Raw genomic sequence first — 19,838 nt, forward strand, 5'->3', positions numbered from 1 at the left:
CGGTTTTCCCTGTGAAGGAGACACCCTCCGTCACGCCGCGCGCGGGTCGCCCGGGCCTTGCCTGGGCGATCCCCGGCGTGCTGTTCTTCGCGTTCTTCGCGCTCGTCCCGCTCGTCATGGTCGTCTACCTGTCGTTCACCGACTGGGACGGCCTCAGCGACCCGCAGTGGACCGGATTCGACAACTGGTCGCGCATGTTCGAGGACGACGGGATGGGCAACGCCATCTGGCTGAGCCTCGTCCTCACCGTCCTGACCTGGGTCTTCCAGACCCCCATCACGCTGCTCCTCGGCGTGTGGGCGGCCGGCCGCCAGCGGCACCGCGCCGTCATGTCGGCCATCTTCTTCCTGCCGCTCCTCGCCTCCTCCGTGGCGCTCGCGCTGCTGTGGCGGACCCTGTTCGACCCGAACCTCGGGCTCGCCGCCGACATCGCCGAGTGGTTCGACCTCGACAGCGCCGACCTGCTCGGCACCGACCGGGGCGCGTTCGCCGCGATCCTGTTCGTCACCGGCTGGCAGTTCGTGCCGCTCCACATGCTGATCTACCAGGGCGGCGCCCGGCAGATCCCCAGATCGCTCTACGACGCCGCCTCCATCGACGGCGCGGGCACCGTACGGCAGTTCTTCAGCATCACGCTGCCCCAGCTCCGCAACACCATCGTCACCTCGACCGTGCTGATGGTGGTCGGCGCCCTCACCTACTTCGACACCGTGCTCATCCTCACGCGCGGCGGCCCCGGCGACTCGACGGCGATCGTGCCGTACCTCATGTACGAGACCGGGTTCCAGACGTTCGACCTCGGCTACGCCAGCGCCGTCGCCACCGCCCTGGTCGTCGTCGCCACCGCGACCTCACTGCTCCTGGTGCGCCTGACCGGCTTCAGCAGGATGCGCAGCACACGGGAGGGGTTGTGACCCAGACCGACACCGCTCTCGCCGGCACCGAACCGGCACGCACGACCGGACCGCAGCACGACCGCACCCCGCGCGTACGCGCCACGGGCCGTCGCCGCATCCGCTGGACCCGCCTCAACTACCTCGGGTTCCTCGGCGCGTTCATCTGGCTGGTCATCGTCGTCGTACCCCTGTACTCGATGGTCTCCTCGACGCTCCAGACCCGCGCCGAGTACCTCGACAACGGGCCGCTCCACCCACCGACCGACCCCACCTTCGACAGCTACCGCAACGTGCTGGAGGGCGACTTCCCCCGCTACCTCCTCAACACGCTGATCGTGACCGTCTCCTGCGCCCTGATCGTCGTCGTGCTGGCCGCCACCGTCAGCTACGTCATCGTCCGCAACCGGTCCCGGCTGTCGCAGCGCACCTTCCAGCTCTTCCTGATCGGGCTCGCCATCCCGGCCCAGGCGGTGATCATCCCCGTCTACTGGATCATCACCCAGATGCAGCTCTACGACACGCTGCTCGCCATCATCCTCCCCACCGCCGCGTTCTCCCTGCCGGTGAGCGTCCTGATCCTCGTCGGCACCATGCGCGACATCGACGAGGAGATGTACGAGTCGATGGCCCTGGACGGCGCGAGCCCCACCCGGATGCTGCTCCAACTCGTCGTGCCGGTGTCCCGCGCCGGCATCTCGACGGCCGCGATCTTCTCGGCCCTGAACGCCTGGAACGGCTTCCTCTTCCCGCTGATCCTCACCCAGTCGCCGGAGACCCGGGTGCTCACCCTCGGTCTGTACGACTTCGTCGGCGAGTTCCGCGTGGACGTCCCCTCGCTGCTCGCGGCCGTGGTCCTGTCCATCGTGCCGATCTTCACCGCGTACCTGTTCGCGCGCAGACAGCTCATCAGCGGCCTGATGGGCGTCGGCGGCAAGTGACCGGGTGACAGCGCCGCCGCCGCGGGCGGCGCAACCACGAGCAGTGCAGACAAGGAGTCTCATGCAGCACCACCCCTGGCAGGACGCCACCCTTCCGGCGCGCGACCGCGCGGCGGACCTCCTGGCCCGGCTCACCCTGGAGGAGAAACTCGCCCAGCTCGTCGCCGTCTGGCCCGGCTCCGACGCCGGCGGCGACGAGGGCTCCGACGGCGAGAGTCCCGGCGACACCGAAGGTGCCGCCGACGCCAACGTCGCGCCCATGCAGGACGTGATCAACGCCTCAACGCCGCACCCCGACACCGTCACGGTCAACGGACTCGGCCAGTTCACCCGCCCGTTCGGCACCGCCCCCGTCGAACCGGACGTACGCGCGCGGCAGCTCGCCGACGACCAGCGCCGCATCGTCGCGCTCAGCCGCTTCGGCATCCCCGCCGTCGTCCACGAGGAGTGCCTGACCGGGTTCACCGCCTGGCGGGCCACCGTCTTCCCGACGCCGCTGGCGTGGGGCGCGTCGTTCGACCCCGGCCTGGTGGAGGAGGCGGCCCGGCTCATCGGCGTCTCGATGCGGCGCGTCGGCGTCCACCAGGGCCTCTCCCCCGTCCTCGACGTGATCCGCGACCCGCGCTGGGGCCGTACCGAGGAGTCCATCGGCGAGGACCCCTACCTCGTCGCCACCATCGGCACCGGGTACGTCAGGGGCCTGGAGTCCGCCGGCGTCGTCGCCACCCTCAAGCACTTCGCCGGCCACGCCGCGTCGCGCGGCGCCCGCAACCACGCGCCCGTCCCGATCGGCCCGCGCGAGATGGCGGACATCGTGCTGCCGCCGTTCGAGATGGCGCTGCGCGAGGGCGGCGCCCGGTCCGTCATGGCCGCCTACCACGACCTCGACGGCATGCCCGCGTCCGCCGACCCGTCGCTGCTGACCGGCCTGCTGCGCGACCGGTGGGGCTTCACCGGCACCGTCGTCTCCGACTACTTCAGCGTGTCGTTCCTGGAGCTGACGCACGGCGTCGCCGGCTCCCCCGCCGAGGCCGCGGGGGCCGCGCTCGCCGCCGGCATCGACGTCGAACTGCCCGCGCAGCGCTGCTACGGCGAACCGCTCCTCAAGGCCGTGCGCTCGGGCGAGGTGCCGGAGGAGCTGGTGGACCGCTCCGTCCTGCGCGTCCTGACCCAGAAGGCCGAACTCGGCCTCCTCGACACCGACTGGGACCCGACGCCCGCCGCGCTCGCCGACGGCGACACGACGATCGACCTGGACCCGCCGCACATGCGCGCCCTCGCCCGGCGGATGGCCGAGGAGTCGGTCGTGCTGCTGGCCAACCGCGACGGCGCCCTCCCCCTCGCCGCCGACGGGCGGATCGCCGTCGTCGGGCCGCTCGCCGACGCCGTCGCGCCCATGCTCGGCTGCTACACCTTCCCGCGCCACGTCGGCGTGCAGCATCCCGAGCTGCCCCTCGGCGTGGAGATCCCGACGCTGCTCGAAGCGCTGCGGGAGGAGCTGCCCGGAGCCGCCGTCGAGCACGTCGCCGGGCCGGCCGACGCCGCGGGCGCGGACGTCTGCGTGGTCGTCGCGGGAGACAGGTCGGGCCTGTTCGGACGCGGCACCTCGGGCGAGGGCTGCGACGCGCTCGACCTCGAACTGCCGGACGGACAGGGCGAGCTGATCGACGCCGCCCTCGCGACCGGCGTGCCCGTCGTCCTGGTGCTGCTGACCGGCAGGCCGTACGCGCTGGGCCGCTGGGCCGGCCGGCTGGCGGCCTGCGTGCAGGCGTTCTTCCCCGGCGAGGAGGGCGGCCCGGCCGTCGCCGGCGTGCTCGCCGGCCGCGTCAACCCGTCGGGCCGCCTGCCCATCGGCGTGCCCCGGCACCCGGGCGGCCAGCCCGCGCCGTACCTCGCTCCCCCGCTCGGTCAGCACGGCGGCGCGAGCAACCTCGACCCGACGCCGCTCTTCCCGTTCGGGCACGGCCTGTCGTACACGACCTTCGCGTGGCACGGCGCGGACGGCGGCCACCCGGACGTGCCGACGGACGGCGGGGCCGACGTCACGGTCACCGTCACCAACACCGGTGACCGCGCGGGCACCGAGGTCGTGCAGCTCTACCTGCACGACCCGGTGGCCAGGACGGCGCGGCCCGTCGACCGGCTCATCGGGTACGCGCGGGTGCCGCTCGCGGCGGGCGAGTCGGCCGAGGTGACGTTCGGCTTCCACGCCGACCTGACCGCGTACACCCTGGCGCCGGGCGAGCGCGTCGTCGACCCGGGCGCGGTGGAGCTGCGGTTCGCCGCCGCCGTGGGCGATGTCCGGCACACCGTGCCGCTGACGCTGACCGGCCCCGCGCGGACCGTCGGCGAGGACCGCAGGCTGCGCCCGGAGGTGACCGTCCGCCGCACCGGGGAGGCCGCGGCGGCGTGAAAAGGGCGGCGCGGGCGCGGGGCGGCGGCCCCGCGCCCGCGCCGGTCCCGTCCGGGACGCGCTGTCGGCGGCAGCGACTACGCTGTGGGGCATGGGCTGGACGGTACGTGACATCCCCGATCTGAAGGGCCGCTCCGTCGTGGTGACCGGCGCGAACAGCGGCCTCGGCCATGTCACCGCCCGCGAGCTGGCCCGCCGCGGCGCGCACACGGTCCTCGCGTGCCGCGACCGCGAGCGGGGCCAGGCCGCGCTGGACCGGCTGCGCGACGAAGTGCCCGAGGCCCGCCTCGAACTGCGGCTCCTCGACCTCGCCGAGCTGTCGTCGGTGCGGGCGTTCGCGGCCCAGTGGCGCGGCGAGCGGCTCGACCTCCTGATCAACAACGCGGGCCTCATGGCGGTCCCCCACGGGCGCACGAGCGACGGCTTCGAGACCCACTTCGGCGTGAACCATCTGGGCCATTTCGCCCTGACCGGGCTGCTGTTGCCTGCGCTGCTGGCCGCGCCGTCCCCGCGCGTGGTGACGGTCTCCAGCTTCCTCCACCTCATGGCCAACGTCGATCTGTCCCGCCCGGCTCCCGGCGAGGATCCCGGCACCGGCGTCGGGCGCCGCCACAACCGCTGGGTCGCCTACGCGCGCTCCAAGTCGGCGAACCTCCTGTTCACCCATGAACTGGCCCGCCGCGCCGCCGGTTCCGGTCTGGTGGCGGTGGCGGCGCACCCCGGCTGGGCGGCGACCGAGCTGCAGACGAAGGGGCCGCGGCTCGCCGGCAGCGCCGTGCGGGAGCGCGGCATGCGCGTGCTCAACGGCCTGTTCGCCGCCCGCCCCGAGGCCGGTGCCGTCCCCCTGCTGTACGCGGCGACCGCGTCCGGGCTCCCGCCCGACGCGTACGCGGGTCCCCGCACGCCCGGCCGGCCCGGCGGCGGGCGGGCGTGGCGCGCGCCCTGGACGCGGGACGACGCCATGTCCGCGCGGCTGTGGGAGGTCTCCGAGCGGCTGACGCGCGTCCATTACGACTTCACGGGGGCGGCTTCCTGAGGGGGCCGCGCGGGTGCATGCCCGCTGCTAGGGTCTGTCCGGCGGGTCTTGTCACAAGTCGTCACCTCGGGGGGTCAGATGAGTGCGCAGTGCGTCACCTGCCGGCAGCGGCCGGCCGCCGGACCGGACGGGAAGTGCTCGGTGTGCGCCCGGACGTCCCCTGACGTGGCGGGCGCGGCCACCCTCGGCAACGGCGTCCCCGTACCGCCCCCGCTCCAGGCCCCGCAGCCCCCGCCCCAGCCGCCGCGGCCGCCGCAGTCCCCGCCCGCGTACGGCTGGGCCGGCACCACCGGCGGCGGCACGTACGTCCCTCCGCAGCAGGGCGCGCCCGCCCCCTACGGCTACCCGGCGCAGCCCGGCGGCCCCGTGCCGCCGCCCGGTGCCGCGTACCCCGTGCCGTACGTGGTGACCGGCCCCCCGGCCCACTTCTCCGGCGCGCAGGGCCTCTCGACGGCGCTGTCCGTGCTCCTCGGCATTGCCATCGCGATCTGGGGCCTCGGCATCATCGGCGGCATCCGGATGGTCAACGTCGTCAACGACCTGCAGGACTACGGCGGCTGGGCCACGATCGACTGGGCGGAGGCCGACGACGCCCTCGACTTCTGGCAGGGCACGGCGGCGTTCCAGGGGCTCGGCCTGCTGGCCATCGGCATCGTGTTCATCGTCTGGTTCCACCGCTGCCGGGTGAACGCCGAGGTGTTCGACCCGGTGGGGCAGCGGCTCGGGCGCGGCTGGGCCATCGGCTCGTGGTTCGTCCCCGTCGTCTGCCTGTGGTTCCCCAAGCAGATCGCGAACGACATCTGGCGCTCCAGCACCCCCTGGGGCGGCGACCCGCGGCTCGGTCCCGTCACCTCGTGGTGGACGCTGTGGCTGTGCACGGCGCTCACCAGCTTCGCGCCGTTCGCCGCCGGTGACGACGACGAGTACATCGACTGGGACGAGCTGGACAGCACGGAGTTCCTGTCCTACGTCTCCGTCCTCAACGGGATCAGCGGCATCGTCGCCTCCGTCCTCGCCATCCGGTACGTCCGGCAGCTCACGCTCCGTCAGTACGTCAAGTTCACGCAGGGTCCCGGCCCGCAGGGGCCCCAGCCGTACGGTCCGCAGGGAGGGATCGGCCCCGTCCAGCCCATGCCCTACCGTTGACGGATCGTTGCCCCTCCCGGACCGCCGCGCGCTCGCGTGTGCGATAGTGTCCGCCGTTCGGAGGAAGCCGTGCGGGCCGTGCCGCGCGGACCCGATCGGTCACAGGGGGGATGTCCATGGGGCTCGCGCTCGCCATCGTCGGAATCGTCGCGCTCGCGGCGGCGATCGTCGTCGCCGTACGGGCGGCACGCCGCGCCTCCGCGCGCCGTACGCCGCCACCGCCGGCCCCGGCCGACCCGTTCGCGCCCGGCCGTGACACCGGCGGCGACCCCCGCACGCTGAAGGCCGGCGACCTGGTCGAGTACCTCGGCGAACAGCTCTTCGTCCGGGGCTCGCTGCGGCTGAAGGAGGGCGGCTACACCTGGTCCGAGCACTTCGTGGACGCCATGAGCGGCGCCGACGGCAGTGACGGCCGCCGCCGCTGGCTGTCCGTCGAGGAGGACCCGGACCTGGAGGTCACCCTCTGGACCGGCCGCCCCGACGACGGCCTCGTCCCGAGCGCCCCGACCCTGACGGTCGACGGCGTCACGTACCGCCGCACCGAGCACGGCACGGCTGCCTTCCGTACCGAGGGCACGACGGGCCTCGGCGCGACAGGCCGCGTGGAGTACGCCGACTACGAGGGTCCGAACGGCCGTTCCCTGTCCTTCGAACGGTTCCCCGGGGCCGGCGGCGAGCCGGGCGACTGGGAGTCGTCCCTCGGCGAGCGCGTCCCGGCCGGCACCCTCACGATCTACCCGGGCGGTGCCGCGTGACCGCCCGCGCCCGCGCGGGCGCCGCCGCGACGGCGGCCACGGCCGCCCTGCTGCTCACCGCCTGCGGCGCGGACGACCCCGACGTCCCGCGCAGTTGGATAGCCGACCACTACCGGCCCGCCTCGACGTCCGCCAGTTGGCAGGACACCGAGGACGCCCCGGACCGCGTCGCCGACGAGATCGAGGGCGAACGCGGCGCGATGGACCGCGAGACGGGCGACTCCATGGTGTTCCTGCGCTACGACGACGACATCGTGATCATCAGTCCGCGCACGGGCGGCGGCAGCGTCATCGCCATCGAGGACTACGCGACCGGCCGCAGCCACTACAGCAGCTACGTCAGCCACTGGCCGTCGTCGCAGAGCAGCAGCGGCGGCGACTTCCGGGGCGGCGGCCCCGGCTCGGGCAAGTAGCGCACGACCGGGGCCGGTACGCCGGTACGCGATGACATGCAGGCAGACAGGGCACGCAGCCAGGGAAGGCACGGAGGGACAGGGCTATGGGGGACATATTCGAATCGGCCGGTGAGACGCTCGCGTACGGCGGCGTCGGCATCGTGGTCATGGCCGTCGCGTTCGTCGCGCTCGACCTGGTGACGCCGGGCAACCTCGCGAAGATCGTGTGGGGCGAGCGCAACAAGGGCGCGGCGATCGTGCTCGCCGGGCAGATGCTGGGCGTCGGCATCGTCGTGCAGCAGGCCATCCTGGCCTCCGAGTCCGAGGAGGGCCTCGACTACGGCCTCGTCAGCACCGCCGTGTACGGGCTCGCCGGCGTCCTCGTGATGACGGTCGTGTTCGCGATCGTCGGCTTCATCACGCCGGGCCGGATGGGCGCCGCCGTGCTGGAGGACCGGGACGGGCGGGCGCACCCCGTGGCGTGGGTCCAGGGCGTGATGTACGTCGGCACCGCGCTGATGGTCGGCGCGGCGCTCTCGTGACGTCGCTGCGGCCCCGGCTGGCCCGGTTCCTCCTGCTGCTGACCGTGTTCGTGTGCGCGGCGTGCGGCCTGGTCTACGAACTGGCGCTGGTGGCCCTCGGCGGCTACCTGATCGGCAACACCATCACCCAGACGTCCGTCGTGCTGGCCATCATGGTCTTCGCGATGGGCATCGGCTCCCTCGCCGCTAAGCCGCTCCAGCGGCGCGCGGTCGGCGCGTTCGCCGTCGTGGAGGGCCTGCTCGCGCTCGTCGGCGGGCTGTCGGTCCTCGTCCTGTACGTGATCTTCGCGTGGGCCGGCATCTACACGCCGACGATGACGGTCGTCGCGTTCGTCGTCGGCCTCCTGATCGGCGCCGAGATCCCGCTGCTGATGACGATGCTGCAGCGCATCCGCAAGCAGGAGGCGGGCGGCGCGGTCGCCGACGTCTTCGCGGTGGACTACCTGGGCGCGCTCGTCGGCGGGCTGTGCTTCCCGCTCCTGCTGCTGCCGACGTTCGGGCAGCTCAAGGGCGTGCTGGTCGTCGGCGTGGTGAACGCGGTGGCCGGCGTCGTGTCCGTGCTGTGGGTGTTCAGGGGGCGGCTGCGGCGGCTGGTGCAGGGCGCGCTCGCGGCCGGGCTCGCGGCGGTCCTCGCCGTGCTGACGGCGGCCTACGTGCTGGCCGACGACATCGAGGTGACGGCCCGGCAGAAGCTCTACCGCGACCCGATCGTGCACGCGGAGCGCACGCCGTACCAGGAGATCGTCCTCACCGAGTCGGTCGGCTTCACGTCGCGGACCGATCTGCGGCTCTTCCTGAACGGCGACCTCCAGTTCTCCTCGATCGACGAGTACCGCTACCACGAGGCGCTGGTGCACCCGGCGCTGGCCTGGTCCCGCGCGCACGTCCTGATCCTGGGCGGCGGGGACGGCCTGGCGCTGCGCGAGGTGCTGCGCTATCCGGACGTCGAGGACGTGACGCTGGTCGAGCTCGACCCGGCGATGACGGATCTGGCCGCCACCTACGGCCCGTTGCGGGATCTCAACGACGACGCCATGTCCGACCCCCGGGTGACGGTGCGCAACGAGGACGCGTTCACCTGGCTGCGGAACGCGGCCGGCCCCTACGACGCGGTGATCGTGGACTTCCCCGACCCGGAGGACACGGCGACGGCGAAGCTGTACTCGGTGGAGATGTACGCGATGCTGGCGAACGTCCTCGCGCCGGACGCGCGGGTCGTCGTCCAGGCGGGGTCGCCGTTCTTCGCGCCGAGGACCTACTGGTCGGTGAACGCGTCGCTGCGGGAGGCCGGGTTCGCGGACCTGCCGTACCAGGTGGACGTGCCGAGCTTCGGGAACTGGGGCTTCGTGCTCGCGGAGTACGGCGACACGGCGCCCGAGCTGCAACTCGCGCCCGACGCGCCGCCGATGCGGTTCCTCGACGACTCGGTGCTCGCCGCGGCGACCGTCTTCCCCGTGGACCGGCGGCAGGCGGACGACGTGCGGGCGAGCACGCTGATGGACCCGGCGGTGCTGGAGTACGCGCGCGACGAGTGGCAGTTCGACTGACGGCGGCGGGACCGGCCGGCCGCACGGCCGGGAAGTGAGGGGCGGCTCCTTCCGCACAAAGGTGCCGCCCCTCTCGTGCCCCCAGGCCGCCGGGACCCCCCTCGGTGAGGGTGGGTGGGGGGAGTCCCGGCGGCCCGACGGCGGCGCCCGCGCCGGTCGCACAACCGGCGGGGAGCGCCGCCGCTGCCGCCACGGCCGGGCGGCGGGGAGGTCAACGGTGCCCTCTCGCACGGGAGACTACCCCGCCCGACGCTCATCTGAGCTTCCGGCCCCTCATTTTGTTGCGCGCCTCACGGGAGCGCGCCGGCGCGTCAGGCGGCGCGGACCGCCGTCGCGAGGCGCGCGTCCGCGCGGTCCGGCGCGTACAGCGACTCCACCACCATCGCGGCCGCCCCCCGCACCCCGGCGTGATCCCCCAGCCGCGACGTCACGACCTGCAGATACGCGGTGGTGCGCGGCATCGCCCGCTGGTACAGCAGCTCCCGCACTCCGGTCAGGAACGGCGGTCCCGTCAGATCCCCGGCGATCATGAGGACGCCCGGGTTCAGCAGGGTGACGACGGTCGCGAGCACGCCGCCGACGAGCCGTCCGGCCTCGCGCGCGAGCCGTACCGCGTCGGGCTGCCCGATCGAGAGCTGATCCCGCACCCCCGACCCCGACGCCGTGGGCACACCCGCCGCCGTGAGCTGCTCGGCCAGCGCGCGCCCGCTCGCGACGGCCGCCAGGCAGCCGTACGAACCGCAGCGGCACAGCGCGTGCGGGTGCTCGCTCAGCCGGACGTGCCCTATGTCACCGGCGGCGCCGTCGAAGCCCCGGTACATCTCGCCGTTCACGACGACGCCGGCCCCTATGCCGGTGGAGACCTTCACGAGCAGGAACGCCGGGCAGTCGGAGAAGCCGGCGCGCTGCTCGGCGTACGCCATGAGGTTCGCGTCGTTCTCCACGAGGACGGGCACCCCGGCCGCGCCGGGACCCCCCACATGGGCGGCGTACGCCCGGCGCATGCCGTCCCGGATCGGATAGCGGTCCCAGCCGGGCATCATCGGCGGCTGCACGACGAGCGCGCTGGGCGCGTCCACGGGGCCGGGGACCGAGAGGCCGATCCCGCACACCGCGCCCGCGCCGGGGCCCGTCTTCTCCAGCAGCAGCGCGAACCACTGCGCCAGGCGGTCGAGCGCCTGGTCGGGTCCCTGGTTGATGAGGAGCGACCCGGTGTGCTCGGCCAGCACCGTGCCGTCGAGGTCGAGGACGGCGGCGCGCGCGTGCCGGGTCTCCAGGTCGGCGGCGAGCACCACGGCGTGGGAGGCGTCGAACTCGAGGCGGACCGGCGGCCGGCCGCCCGACGACGACTCCACGGGCTCCGACGCCGTCTCCCGCACCCAGCCGGCGGTGAAGAGCTGATCGAGGCGGTGGCCCACGGTGGAACGCGAGAGTCCCGTGACGCGCTGGAGCTCGCCCCGGGTGGTGGCCTGCCCGCTCCTGATCAGGGAGAGGAGGTGTCCCGCGCTCGCCTGGTTCATGCCGACTCGCCTTCCCTGTGCCGGATTTCACGCCTCCTTCAGCTTGTGCCGCCGATAGTACAGGGGTAGTTTTGCGTGTTGAACATACGTAACCTGGCGGTATCTTCGACAAAACAAAGGACGCCGCCCGGGTGCGTGCGGCGAAGCCGACGTCCACTCGGAGCACACGTGGAATGCGCTGATCACCCACCCCTTCCGCCGACCCCGATCGCATACGACGGCGCCCGCCGCGTCCTCACCGGCAACTGGACCGGGTCCTCCACGGTCCCCTCCCGCGCGCTGTACCCGCACCAGTGGAGCTGGGACTCGGCCTTCATCGCGATCGGACTGCGGCACCTCTCGCCCGTCCGCGCCCAGCGCGAGCTGGAGACGCTGTTCGCCGCCCAGTGGGCCGACGGCCGCGTCCCCCACATCGTGTTCAATCCGGCCGTGCCCCTCGGCGCCTACTTCCCGAGCCCCGACTTCTGGCGGTCCTCCACGGCCGGCGCGGCGGCGGGCGCCCCGGCCGGCGCCGAGACGTCCGGCATCGTCCAGCCGCCGGTGCACGCGCTCGCCGCGCTGCTGGTGCACGAGGCGGACCCGGCGGCGTCCGAGCGGCGCGGGTTCCTCCGCGGGATCTACCCGCGGCTGGTCGCCTGGCAGCGGTACCTCACGGAGCGGCGCGACCTCGGCGGGCGCGGCCTCGCCGCCATCGTGCACCCGTGGGAGTCCGGCATGGACAACAGCCCGTGCTGGGACCCGCCGCTCGCCCGCGTCGAACCGGCCGCCGCCGGCTCGTTCCACCGCGCCGACCTCGACCACGGCTGCCCCGCCGACCGGCCCACCGACCTCGACTACGGCCGCTACGTGCGCCTGGCCGCCGCCTACCGCGACCACGACTACGCGGACGACGCCGGCGCGGCCCTGTTCGCCGTCGAGGACCCCGGTCTGAACGCCCTCCTCACCGCGTCCGAGCACGCGCTCGCCGGCATCGCCGCCGCCGTCGGGGCCGACCCGTCCGACCACCTGGTGCGCGGCGAGCAGCTCACGACGGCCCTCCTCAAGCGCCTGTGGAACGAGGACGCCGGCCTCTTCCTCGCGCACGACGTCCTGCACAACGAGCCGGTCCCCGAGCGCAGCGCCGCCGGGCTCCTGCCGCTGATCCTGCCGGGCCTGCCGGAGGAGGTGGCCGGCCGGCTGCTGGCGACCGTGCGCGGGCGGCACTTCGGCCTCGGCTCGGTGACGGACCTGGTCCCGAGCTACGACCTGTGCGGGGCGTCGTTCGACCCGGCGCGCTACTGGCGCGGCCCCGCCTGGTTCAACGTGAACTGGCTCCTGGAACGCGGCCTGCGCCGCCACGGGGCGACCGCCACGGCCGACGCGCTGCGCGCCCGGATGGTGCGGGCGGCCGAGTCGTCCGGGTACGCGGAGTACGTCGACCCGGTCACGGGCGAGGCACGCGGGACCCGCGACTTCAGCTGGACCGCGGCCCTGACCCTCGACCTGCTGACCCGCCCCGCCTGACGTCCCCCGGACGCCGGAAGGGCCGGGCGCGCCGGGGTCTCAGCCGCCGGAGGTGTCGTCCTCGGCCGCCGCGCCCGGGACGGCGCAGTCCAGCGGGTCGTCGAGCCAGCCGTCGGGGAGGGCGACGCGGTTCTTGCCCGAGGTGCGGCCGCGGGGGCCGTCCGCGCCGGGCGGCCACGGCTGGTCGAGGTCCAGGCCGGCCAGCAGCTCGGCCAGCTCGTCCAGGGACGAGGTGACGGCCAGGCGGCGCCGGAGGTCCGAGCCGACGGAGAAGCCCTTGGTGTACCAGGCGACGTGCTTGCGGAAGTCGATCACGCCGCGCGACTCGTCCTCCAGCCACTCCCCCAGCAGCCGCGCGTGCCGCAGCATGACGTCGGCGACCTCGCGCAGCGACGGCCGGGCGTACGCCTCCTCGCCGCGCCCGTCGAACGCCGCCACGAGGTCGGCGAACAGCCACGGCCGCCCCAGGCAGCCGCGCCCGACGACCACGCCGTCGCAGCCGGTCTCGCGGACCATGCGGACCGCGTCGGCGGCGGACCAGATGTCGCCGTTGCCGAGGACGGGGATCTCCGGCACAGCCTCCTTGAGGCGGGCGATGGCGGACCAGTCGGCCTCGCCGCCGTAGTGCTGGGCGGCCGTGCGGCCGTGCAGGGCGATGGCCGTGACGCCCTCGTCGACCGCGATGCGCCCGGCGTCGAGGTGGGTGAGGTGATCGTCGTCGATGCCCTTGCGCATCTTCATCGTGACCGGGAGGGCACCCGCGTTGCCCACGGCGGCGCGGAGGATGGCGCGCAGCAGGGGCCGCTTGTACGGCAGCGCCGAGCCGCCGCCGCGCCGGGTGACCTTGGGGACGGGGCAGCCGAAGTTCAGGTCGATGTGGTCGGCGAGGTCCTCGTCGGCGATCATGCGGACCGCGCGGCCCACCGTCTCGGGATCGACGCCGTAGAGCTGGATGGACCTGGGCTTCTCGGTGTCGTCGAAGTGAATGAGCCGCATGGTCTTGTCGTTCCGCTCGACCAGGGCGCGCGAGGTGATCATCTCGCTGACGAACAGCCCGCGGCCCCCGGCGAACTCCCGGCACAGCGTCCGGAACGGGGCGTTGGTGATCCCCGCCATCGGCGCGAGGACGACGGGCGGATCGACGGAGTGCGCTCCGATCTGCAACAGGGGTGCGGCCATGCGTCCCATTCTCCCCCATCCCGGAGGGGCCGATCGGGCGGTCCCCGGGCCGGTGTCAGTGGCGGACCGTAGGGTTCCTCACACCAGCCGGGTTCGAGAAAAAAGGGGGGACGGGATGAGGACTCCGCTGTCGGGCGAGGTCTACATCGACTACGGGCAGATCTACGTGGAGAGCGACTTCGAGTCGTCGGGCCTCGTCATGGAGGACGCGTTCGCGGGCCAGGAGCAGGGTCTGTGCGGCGCCGGGACCCCCGGGGGCCTGTTCCTCCTCACCGGCCTGGACTGCGGCACGGTCGGGTTCACCGTCGAGGTCCACGATTCCGAGCCGCCGCTCGCCGGCCTGCGGGAGGAGTGGGAGGAGATCGTCGAGGTCTCCTTCCGTCCTCTCGGGAGCCGTACGGTGCTGGCGGAGTGGGGCGGCGGGAACACGCACGGTCTCGGGCTCGCCGAGACGGACCACCGTGTCCGGTACTGCGCCTCCGGCATGGACCTGAGCCGCACACCCGGCACCGGCACGGAGGATGCGCGGGCCGAGCTCTACCTGCTCCAGTTCTGGCCGGCCCCGCCCGCGCCGCAGCGCGTCGTGAAGGAGACCAGTGAGCAGGCGGCCTACTGGCACGCCTGGGCCCGTGAGCTGCCGCCGCCACCGCCGCCTGCGCCGGTGGGGCGTGCGGCCGGTGAGGAGGAGGAGCGCCACGCGGCCAAGGGCCTGCGCCGCCACCAGGAGATGCTCCAGCGGGCCGAGCTGCAGCGGTGGGGCGGCCGGGAGCCGAGCCAGACCCTGCGCCGCGCGAAGAACAGCAACGTCCTCGGCGTCCTCGAATTCGACAGCGCCCTGGTGCACGCCCTCGACGCCGCCGGTACCGGAGGGCAGCGTGCCGTCGCGAGGCTGGCCGCCCACCGGGCCTGCGCGGAGGCCGGGCTGACCGGCGTGGACTGGATCGCCGCCGCCCTCGACGCCCTGGACGGGGACCGGCCCCTGCCGCCGCCGTTCGACGACTGGGGCCGGGCGTTCCAGCGGCTGGGGAGCGATCCGGCGGTGCCGGACCGCGCGGTGGGCAGGCCGGTTCCCCCGCCGCCCCCGCCGGCCGCTCCGGCGCAGCGGATCGAGGAACGCCCGGAGGAGTCGGTCTCCCGGCCGGCCGCGGATGCCGCGCCCCCGTCCGACCCGATGGGCGAGAAGCTCAGGGCGGCGGGGTGGACGTTCGCCGGAACGGTGCGGCTGGACGAGCCCGCTCCGCCGAAGCCGGTCGTCGTGACGGAGGCGGTCGTCGTCACCACCGGTACGCCCGTCCCCGACGGGCCCGTGTCCCAGCCGCACATGGCCCTGCCCGCGGTGTTCGCCGCCGCGCGGGACAATCCGCTGGCCGCCGCGCTCGATGCCGTCCACGCCGCGATCCACACCTACGGCGAGGACTGGCAGCGGCTCACCGGCGAGATATGGGCACTCCTGCGGGCCGCCCCCGCCGACCCGGCCTGATCCCCGGCCGCACGCGCGCGATGCGGCGGCGCGGCAGGGCACCGAGGCCGGCGCCATCAGACAGGCAGGCTCCGCCGGACGGACCCGCAGGTGCGCCGGATCGCGGCCCGCGCCGGCCGCACGCGCGCGATGCGGCGGCGCGGCGAGGTGCCGTGGCCGGGTCCGTCCGGTAGGCCAGCGCAGCCGGCCGGGCGCCGCGCCTGCGGGCCGCCGGGGGCGAGCTGGAGAACCGGGGCAGCGCCGCCGACCGCCCGTGGCCCGGGAAGATGTGGAACGGCGTGGACCGGCCCCACACTCCCTGAGCCGCGCCGGGGGTGAGCCGGTCCCCGGCGTGCGCGCCGCTCAGCCGAGGCGGGCCGAGCGGCGGGCGATGTCGGCCAGGGTGCGGGCGGCGCCGGTCAGGGCGCGGCCCGCCGGGTGGATCACCCGGAGCACCCGGGCCAGCTCCAGGTCCCGCACCGGGACGCGCACCAGCGTGCCGGCGGCCAGCTCCCCGGCGACCGCCAGGGAGCTGAGGACGGCGGGCGCCACGCCCTCGGCGACGGCCGCCTTGATCGCGGTCGTGGAGGACAGTTCGAGCAGAGGATCGGCGGGCCTGCGCGCGCCCAGGGCGCGCTCCAGGGAGCGCCGGGTGCCCGAGCCGCGTTCCCGGCTCGCGAGCGGCGTCGCCGCCAGCTCGTCGGCCGTGATCCCCGACCGCCGCCGCGCCCACGGGTGCCCCGGCCGCACGATGACGGTCAGCGTGTCCCGCCCCACCGGGTGCGCCGTCAGCCCCTCGGGCACGTCGGGGCCCTCCACGAAGCCGAGGCGCGCCGCGCCGGACCGCACCGCCGCGGCGACCTCGTCCGAGTTGCCGGTGGTCAGCGCGACGGAGGTGCCCTCTGCCGCCGGGCGCAGGGCCGCCAGCCAGTGCGGCAGCAGGTACTCGGCCACCGTGAGGCTGGCCGCGACCGGCACCCGGCTCTCGCGGGTCGCCCGCAGCGAGGTGATGCCCTCGTCCAGGGCCGCGGCGGCGGTCACGGCCGTCCGCGCCCAGTCCACCACCAGGGCGCCGTCCCGGGTGAGCGTCGAACCGCGCGCCGAGCGGTCGAGCAGGGCGAGGCCGAGGGACCGTTCGAGGCCGCTCAGCCGCGCGCTGGCCGTCGGCTGGGTGACGCCGTGGGCGCGGGCCGCCGCCCCGATGCTGCCCAGCTCCGCCACGGACAGCAGCAGGTCGAAGGCCGACAGGTCGGACACTCGGTACGGGAGGGGCATAGACGCAGTCTATGGACGCATCGGGAATCGGGCTCTGCCGCCCCGGAGAGCCCCGCGCGACCCTGGGAGCATGCTCCACCGGACCGCTCCCCCCGCTCCCCCGCCCACCGGCCCACGCGCCTCCGTACCGGCCCCCGCACCGCCCGGGCGCCGGCTGCTCCCCGCGCTCGACCGGCCGGCCGACGCGTTCCGGCACCTGGGTCCCAACTGGTACGCCTCGATCATGGGCACCGGCATCACCGGCGCGGCGGCCGCCACGCTCCCCGTGCACGTCCCGGGCCTGCGCACCGCCGCCACCGTCGTGTGGGCGCTGGCCGCCGCGCTGCTGGTCGCGGTCACCGCCGCGTGGACCTTGCACATCACGCGCCACGGCGACCGGTTCCGCGCGCACGCCGACCACCCGGTGATGGCGTACTTCTGGGGCGCGCCGCCCATGGCCCTGATGACGGTCGGCGCCGGCGCCGTCTCGCTGGGCCGGGACTGGATCGGCCCCGGCACGGCCGTCGCGGTCGGCGCCACCCTGTGGGCGGCCGGCACGGCCCTCGGCCTCGGGGTGTGCGTGTGGATCCCCTACCGGGTGATCACCCGGCACGGCCCCGCGGGCGGCGACGCGGCGTTCGCCGGCTGGCTGATGCCCGTCGTCCCGCCCATGGTCTCCGCCGCCACCGGCGCGCCGCTGGTGGCGCACGTCCCGGCCGGGCAGGCCCGGCTGACGCTGCTGCTCGCCTGCTACGCCCTCTTCGGCGTCAGCCTGCTCGCGGCCCTGCTGGTCATCGCGCAGGTGTGGAACCGCCTCACCCACCACGGCCCGGGTGCGGTCGGCATGCTGCCGACGCTGTGGATCGTGCTGGGGCCGCTCGGCCAGTCGGTGACGGCCGCCGGTGTCCTCGGGGACGCGTCGCGCGACGTCCTGCCGGGTCCGTACGCGACGGGCGCACGCGTGTTCGGCGTGCTGTACGGGCTGCCCGTGTGGGGCTTCGCGATGGTCTGGCTGGTCCTCGCCACGGCGGTGACCTGGCGCACGGTGCGCGCGGACGGCGGCGGGCGCCTGCCGTTCTCGCTGACCTGGTGGAGCTTCACCTTCCCGGTGGGCACCTGCGTGACCGGCACGGCGACACTCGCCGACCACACCGGTTCCGACGCACTGGGAGCGGTGGCGGTGGTGCTGTACGTACTGCTCGCCGCCGCCTGGCTGGTCGTCCTGTCCCGCACGGTGCGGGCCGGCACGCGCGGCACGCTGTTCCTGCCGGCGCCGGCGCCGGCCCGCGCCTGACGGCCGGCGCGGGCGTTCAGTCCGCGGGGGGCGGCTCCTCCGCCTCGCCCATCTCCCGGTACCGCCGGTAGGCCGGGCGCTGCATCAGGATGCGCTGGACGACGTGCACGGCGTCCACGACGTCGGGGGTCTCGGAGGGATGGACTTCCGGGAGGGCGAAGAACGCGGCGCCCGCCCGCGCGACGAGCAGCCAGCAATCGGCCTCCGCCGCGGTGAAACCGAGGGCCAGGACCCGGCGGCGGTCCCGCAGCTCCGCCTCGGTCCACCCCGTGGCGCCCCGGCCGTCCACCGCGCCGGCACCCGGGCCGTCGTCGCCGCCCGCCCGCCCCGAGTCCTCCTCGGCCGAGGCGCGGGCGGGAGCGGCATGGGCGGCCAGGGCGGAGGCGCCGGCGAATGTGGCGGCCCCGCGTACCGCGGCCCGCCTGCTCATGGGTGTCATGCCCATCACCATGGCAACGGTGCGAGACACGGGCAAGGGGGCGGAGAACAGGAGGCGGCGACCGGCCCCCGGGATGCGCGGTACCCGGGGGACCGGCCGCCGCCGGCCGGAAGGCTCAGCAGCCGATGAGGCGGCCGGCGAGGTAGGACTCGACCTGGTCGAGGGAGACACGCTCCTGCTTCATCGTGTCCCGCTCGCGGACGGTGACCGCATTGTCCTCCAGCGTATCGAAGTCGACGGTGACGCAGAAGGGCGTCCCGATCTCGTCCTGCCTGCGGTAGCGGCGGCCGATGGCGCCCGCGTCGTCGAACTCGATGTTCCAGTGCTTGCGGAGCGCCGTGGCGAGGTCCTTCGCCTTCGGGGAGAGCTGCGGGTTGCGCGACAGCGGGAGGACGGCGACCTTCACCGGCGCGAGCCGCGGGTCGAGCGCCATGACGACGCGCTTCTCCATCTTGCCCTTGGCGTTGGGCGCCTCGTCCTCGCGGTAGGCGTCCAGCATGAACGCGAGCATCGCCCGCCCGACACCGGCCGCCGGCTCGATGACGTACGGGGTCCAGCGCTCGCCGGCCTCCTGGTCGAAGTAGGTGAGGTCCTGGCCGGACGCCTTGGCGTGGGCGGAGAGGTCGTAGTCCGTGCGGTTGGCGACGCCCTCCAGCTCACCGAACTCGGAGCCGGCGAAGTTGAAGCGGTACTCGATGTCGGCGGTGCGCTTCGAGTAGTGGGACAGCTTCTCCTTCGGGTGCTCGTACCAGCGCATGTTGTCCTCGGAGAGGCCGAGGTCGCGGTACCAGTTCCAGCGCTGCTCCATCCAGTAGGTCTGCCACTCCTCGTCCTCGCCGGGCTTGACGAAGAACTCCATCTCCATCTGCTCGAACTCGCGGGTGCGGAAGATGAAGTTGCCGGGCGTGATCTCGTTGCGGAAGGACTTGCCCATCTGGGCGATGCCGAACGGCGGCTTGCGGCGCGAGGTCTGCCGGACGGAGGCGAAGTTCGTGAAGATGCCCTGCGCCGTCTCCGGGCGCAGGTAGGCGATGGAGCCGGAGTCCTGCGTCGGGCCGAGGTGGGTGGCGAGCAGGCCGGAGAACTGCTTGGGCTCGGTGAAGACGCCCTTGTTGCCGCAGTTGGGGCAGTTCAGCTCGCTCAGGCCGCCGGGCGGGAGGTGGCCGTGCTTCTCCTCGTACGCCTCCTCCAGGTGGTCGGCGCGGAACCGCTTGTGGCAGGAGGTGCACTCGGTCAGCGGGTCGGTGAACGTCGCGACGTGGCCGGACGCCTCCCACACCTCGGTGGCCAGGATGACCGAGGAGTCGATGCCGACCACGTCGTCCCGGGAGGTGACCATCGCGCGCCACCACTGGCGCTTGATGTTCTCCTTCAGCTCCACGCCGAGCGGTCCGTAGTCCCAGGCGGCGCGCTGCCCGCCGTAGATCTCGCTGCAGGGATAGACGAAGCCACGGCGCTTGCTGAGGCTGACGATGGTCTCGATCTTGTCGGCGGCCACGGTGCTCTCTTCGGGACGAAGGAC

17 protein-coding genes are annotated in these 19,838 nt (G+C 74.1%); 12 read left to right on the plus strand and 5 right to left on the minus strand.

Going from position 1 to position 19,838, the window contains the following annotated elements:
- Nucleotides 1–11 precede the first annotated feature (11 nt).
- The 9 genes from EMA09_RS07295 (at nucleotide 12) to EMA09_RS07335 (ending at nucleotide 9,668) form a co-directional block, all read left to right on the plus strand.
- Nucleotides 12–914 carry a sugar ABC transporter permease gene (locus EMA09_RS07295; protein WP_240796281.1) on the plus strand — a complete coding sequence of 301 codons (903 nt, stop codon included), beginning with the start codon at nucleotides 12–14 and terminating at the stop codon, nucleotides 912–914.
- 98 nt (nucleotides 915–1,012) lie between these two features.
- Nucleotides 1,013–1,834, plus strand: a complete 822-nt coding sequence (locus tag EMA09_RS07300) for a carbohydrate ABC transporter permease (RefSeq protein ID WP_240796638.1) — start codon at nucleotides 1,013–1,015, stop codon at nucleotides 1,832–1,834.
- Nucleotides 1,835–1,895: 61 nt separating this feature from the next.
- Nucleotides 1,896–4,247 carry a glycoside hydrolase family 3 N-terminal domain-containing protein gene (locus tag EMA09_RS07305; protein WP_129840021.1) on the plus strand — a complete coding sequence of 784 codons (2,352 nt, stop codon included), beginning with the start codon at nucleotides 1,896–1,898 and terminating at the stop codon, nucleotides 4,245–4,247.
- Nucleotides 4,248–4,338: 91 nt separating this feature from the next.
- Nucleotides 4,339–5,283, plus strand: a complete 945-nt coding sequence (locus EMA09_RS07310; protein WP_129840023.1) for an oxidoreductase — start codon at nucleotides 4,339–4,341, stop codon at nucleotides 5,281–5,283.
- A 78-nt stretch (nucleotides 5,284–5,361) separates the two neighbouring features.
- Nucleotides 5,362–6,429, plus strand: coding sequence for a DUF4328 domain-containing protein (locus EMA09_RS28860; protein ID WP_240796282.1), 1,068 nt, complete (start codon nucleotides 5,362–5,364; stop codon nucleotides 6,427–6,429).
- A gap of 116 nt (nucleotides 6,430–6,545) precedes the next feature.
- A complete protein-coding gene (locus EMA09_RS07320) occupies nucleotides 6,546–7,184 on the plus strand; it encodes a DUF4178 domain-containing protein (RefSeq protein ID WP_206305916.1) in 639 nt (212 codons plus the stop codon).
- Nucleotides 7,181–7,597 (plus strand): DUF4247 domain-containing protein, encoded by a 417-nt coding sequence (locus EMA09_RS07325; protein WP_129840027.1) that lies wholly within the window; start codon nucleotides 7,181–7,183, stop codon nucleotides 7,595–7,597. Before EMA09_RS07320 ends, EMA09_RS07325 begins: the two co-directional genes overlap by 4 nt.
- An 86-nt stretch (nucleotides 7,598–7,683) precedes the next feature.
- Nucleotides 7,684–8,121 carry a DUF350 domain-containing protein gene (locus EMA09_RS07330; protein ID WP_129840029.1) on the plus strand — a complete coding sequence of 146 codons (438 nt, stop codon included), beginning with the start codon at nucleotides 7,684–7,686 and terminating at the stop codon, nucleotides 8,119–8,121.
- Nucleotides 8,118–9,668 carry a polyamine aminopropyltransferase gene (locus EMA09_RS07335; RefSeq protein WP_129840031.1) on the plus strand — a complete coding sequence of 517 codons (1,551 nt, stop codon included), beginning with the start codon at nucleotides 8,118–8,120 and terminating at the stop codon, nucleotides 9,666–9,668. Before EMA09_RS07330 ends, EMA09_RS07335 begins: the two co-directional genes overlap by 4 nt.
- Nucleotides 9,669–9,979: 311 nt before the next feature.
- On the opposite strand, the gene EMA09_RS07340 is transcribed toward EMA09_RS07335, so the two are convergent.
- Entirely contained in the window at nucleotides 9,980–11,188 is a 1,209-nt protein-coding gene (locus tag EMA09_RS07340) for an ROK family transcriptional regulator (RefSeq protein WP_129840033.1), read from the minus strand.
- A gap of 168 nt (nucleotides 11,189–11,356) precedes the next feature.
- Between EMA09_RS07340 and EMA09_RS07345 the strand changes: the two genes are divergently transcribed.
- Nucleotides 11,357–12,691: a trehalase family glycosidase gene (locus EMA09_RS07345; RefSeq protein WP_240796283.1), complete on the plus strand. Its 1,335-nt coding sequence runs from the start codon at nucleotides 11,357–11,359 to the stop codon at nucleotides 12,689–12,691.
- Between the two features lie 39 nt (nucleotides 12,692–12,730).
- Here the strand turns inward: EMA09_RS07345 and dusB are convergent, their stop codons facing one another.
- The gene (gene dusB, locus EMA09_RS07350; protein WP_206305917.1) at nucleotides 12,731–13,870 is read right to left on the minus strand and encodes a tRNA dihydrouridine synthase DusB; all 1,140 of its coding nucleotides are present in this window, start codon (nucleotides 13,868–13,870) and stop codon (nucleotides 12,731–12,733) included.
- 115 nt (nucleotides 13,871–13,985) lie between these two features.
- Here dusB and EMA09_RS28620 point away from each other — a divergent pair, with 115 nt between their 5' ends.
- Nucleotides 13,986–15,350 carry a hypothetical protein gene (locus EMA09_RS28620; RefSeq protein ID WP_206305918.1) on the plus strand — a complete coding sequence of 455 codons (1,365 nt, stop codon included), beginning with the start codon at nucleotides 13,986–13,988 and terminating at the stop codon, nucleotides 15,348–15,350.
- A gap of 342 nt (nucleotides 15,351–15,692) precedes the next feature.
- Here EMA09_RS28620 and EMA09_RS07360 read toward each other — a convergent pair whose 3' ends face one another.
- A complete protein-coding gene (locus EMA09_RS07360; protein WP_129840039.1) occupies nucleotides 15,693–16,604 on the minus strand; it encodes a LysR family transcriptional regulator in 912 nt (303 codons plus the stop codon).
- A 70-nt stretch (nucleotides 16,605–16,674) separates the two neighbouring features.
- Here EMA09_RS07360 and EMA09_RS07365 point away from each other — a divergent pair, with 70 nt between their 5' ends.
- Complete coding sequence (locus EMA09_RS07365) at nucleotides 16,675–17,877, plus strand: TDT family transporter (RefSeq protein WP_129840041.1); 1,203 nt, start codon at nucleotides 16,675–16,677, stop codon at nucleotides 17,875–17,877.
- 16 nt (nucleotides 17,878–17,893) lie between these two features.
- On the opposite strand, the gene EMA09_RS07370 is transcribed toward EMA09_RS07365, so the two are convergent.
- Both EMA09_RS07370 and EMA09_RS07375 read right to left on the minus strand, forming a co-directional pair.
- Nucleotides 17,894–18,316: a hypothetical protein gene (locus EMA09_RS07370; RefSeq protein WP_129840043.1), complete on the minus strand. Its 423-nt coding sequence runs from the start codon at nucleotides 18,314–18,316 to the stop codon at nucleotides 17,894–17,896.
- A 115-nt stretch (nucleotides 18,317–18,431) separates the two neighbouring features.
- Nucleotides 18,432–19,814 (minus strand): glycine--tRNA ligase, encoded by a 1,383-nt coding sequence (locus tag EMA09_RS07375; RefSeq protein ID WP_129840045.1) that lies wholly within the window; start codon nucleotides 19,812–19,814, stop codon nucleotides 18,432–18,434.
- Nucleotides 19,815–19,838 lie beyond the last annotated feature (24 nt).

Source organism: Streptomyces sp. RFCAC02 (genome assembly GCF_004193175.1).
GTDB lineage: Bacteria > Actinomycetota > Actinomycetes > Streptomycetales > Streptomycetaceae > Streptomyces.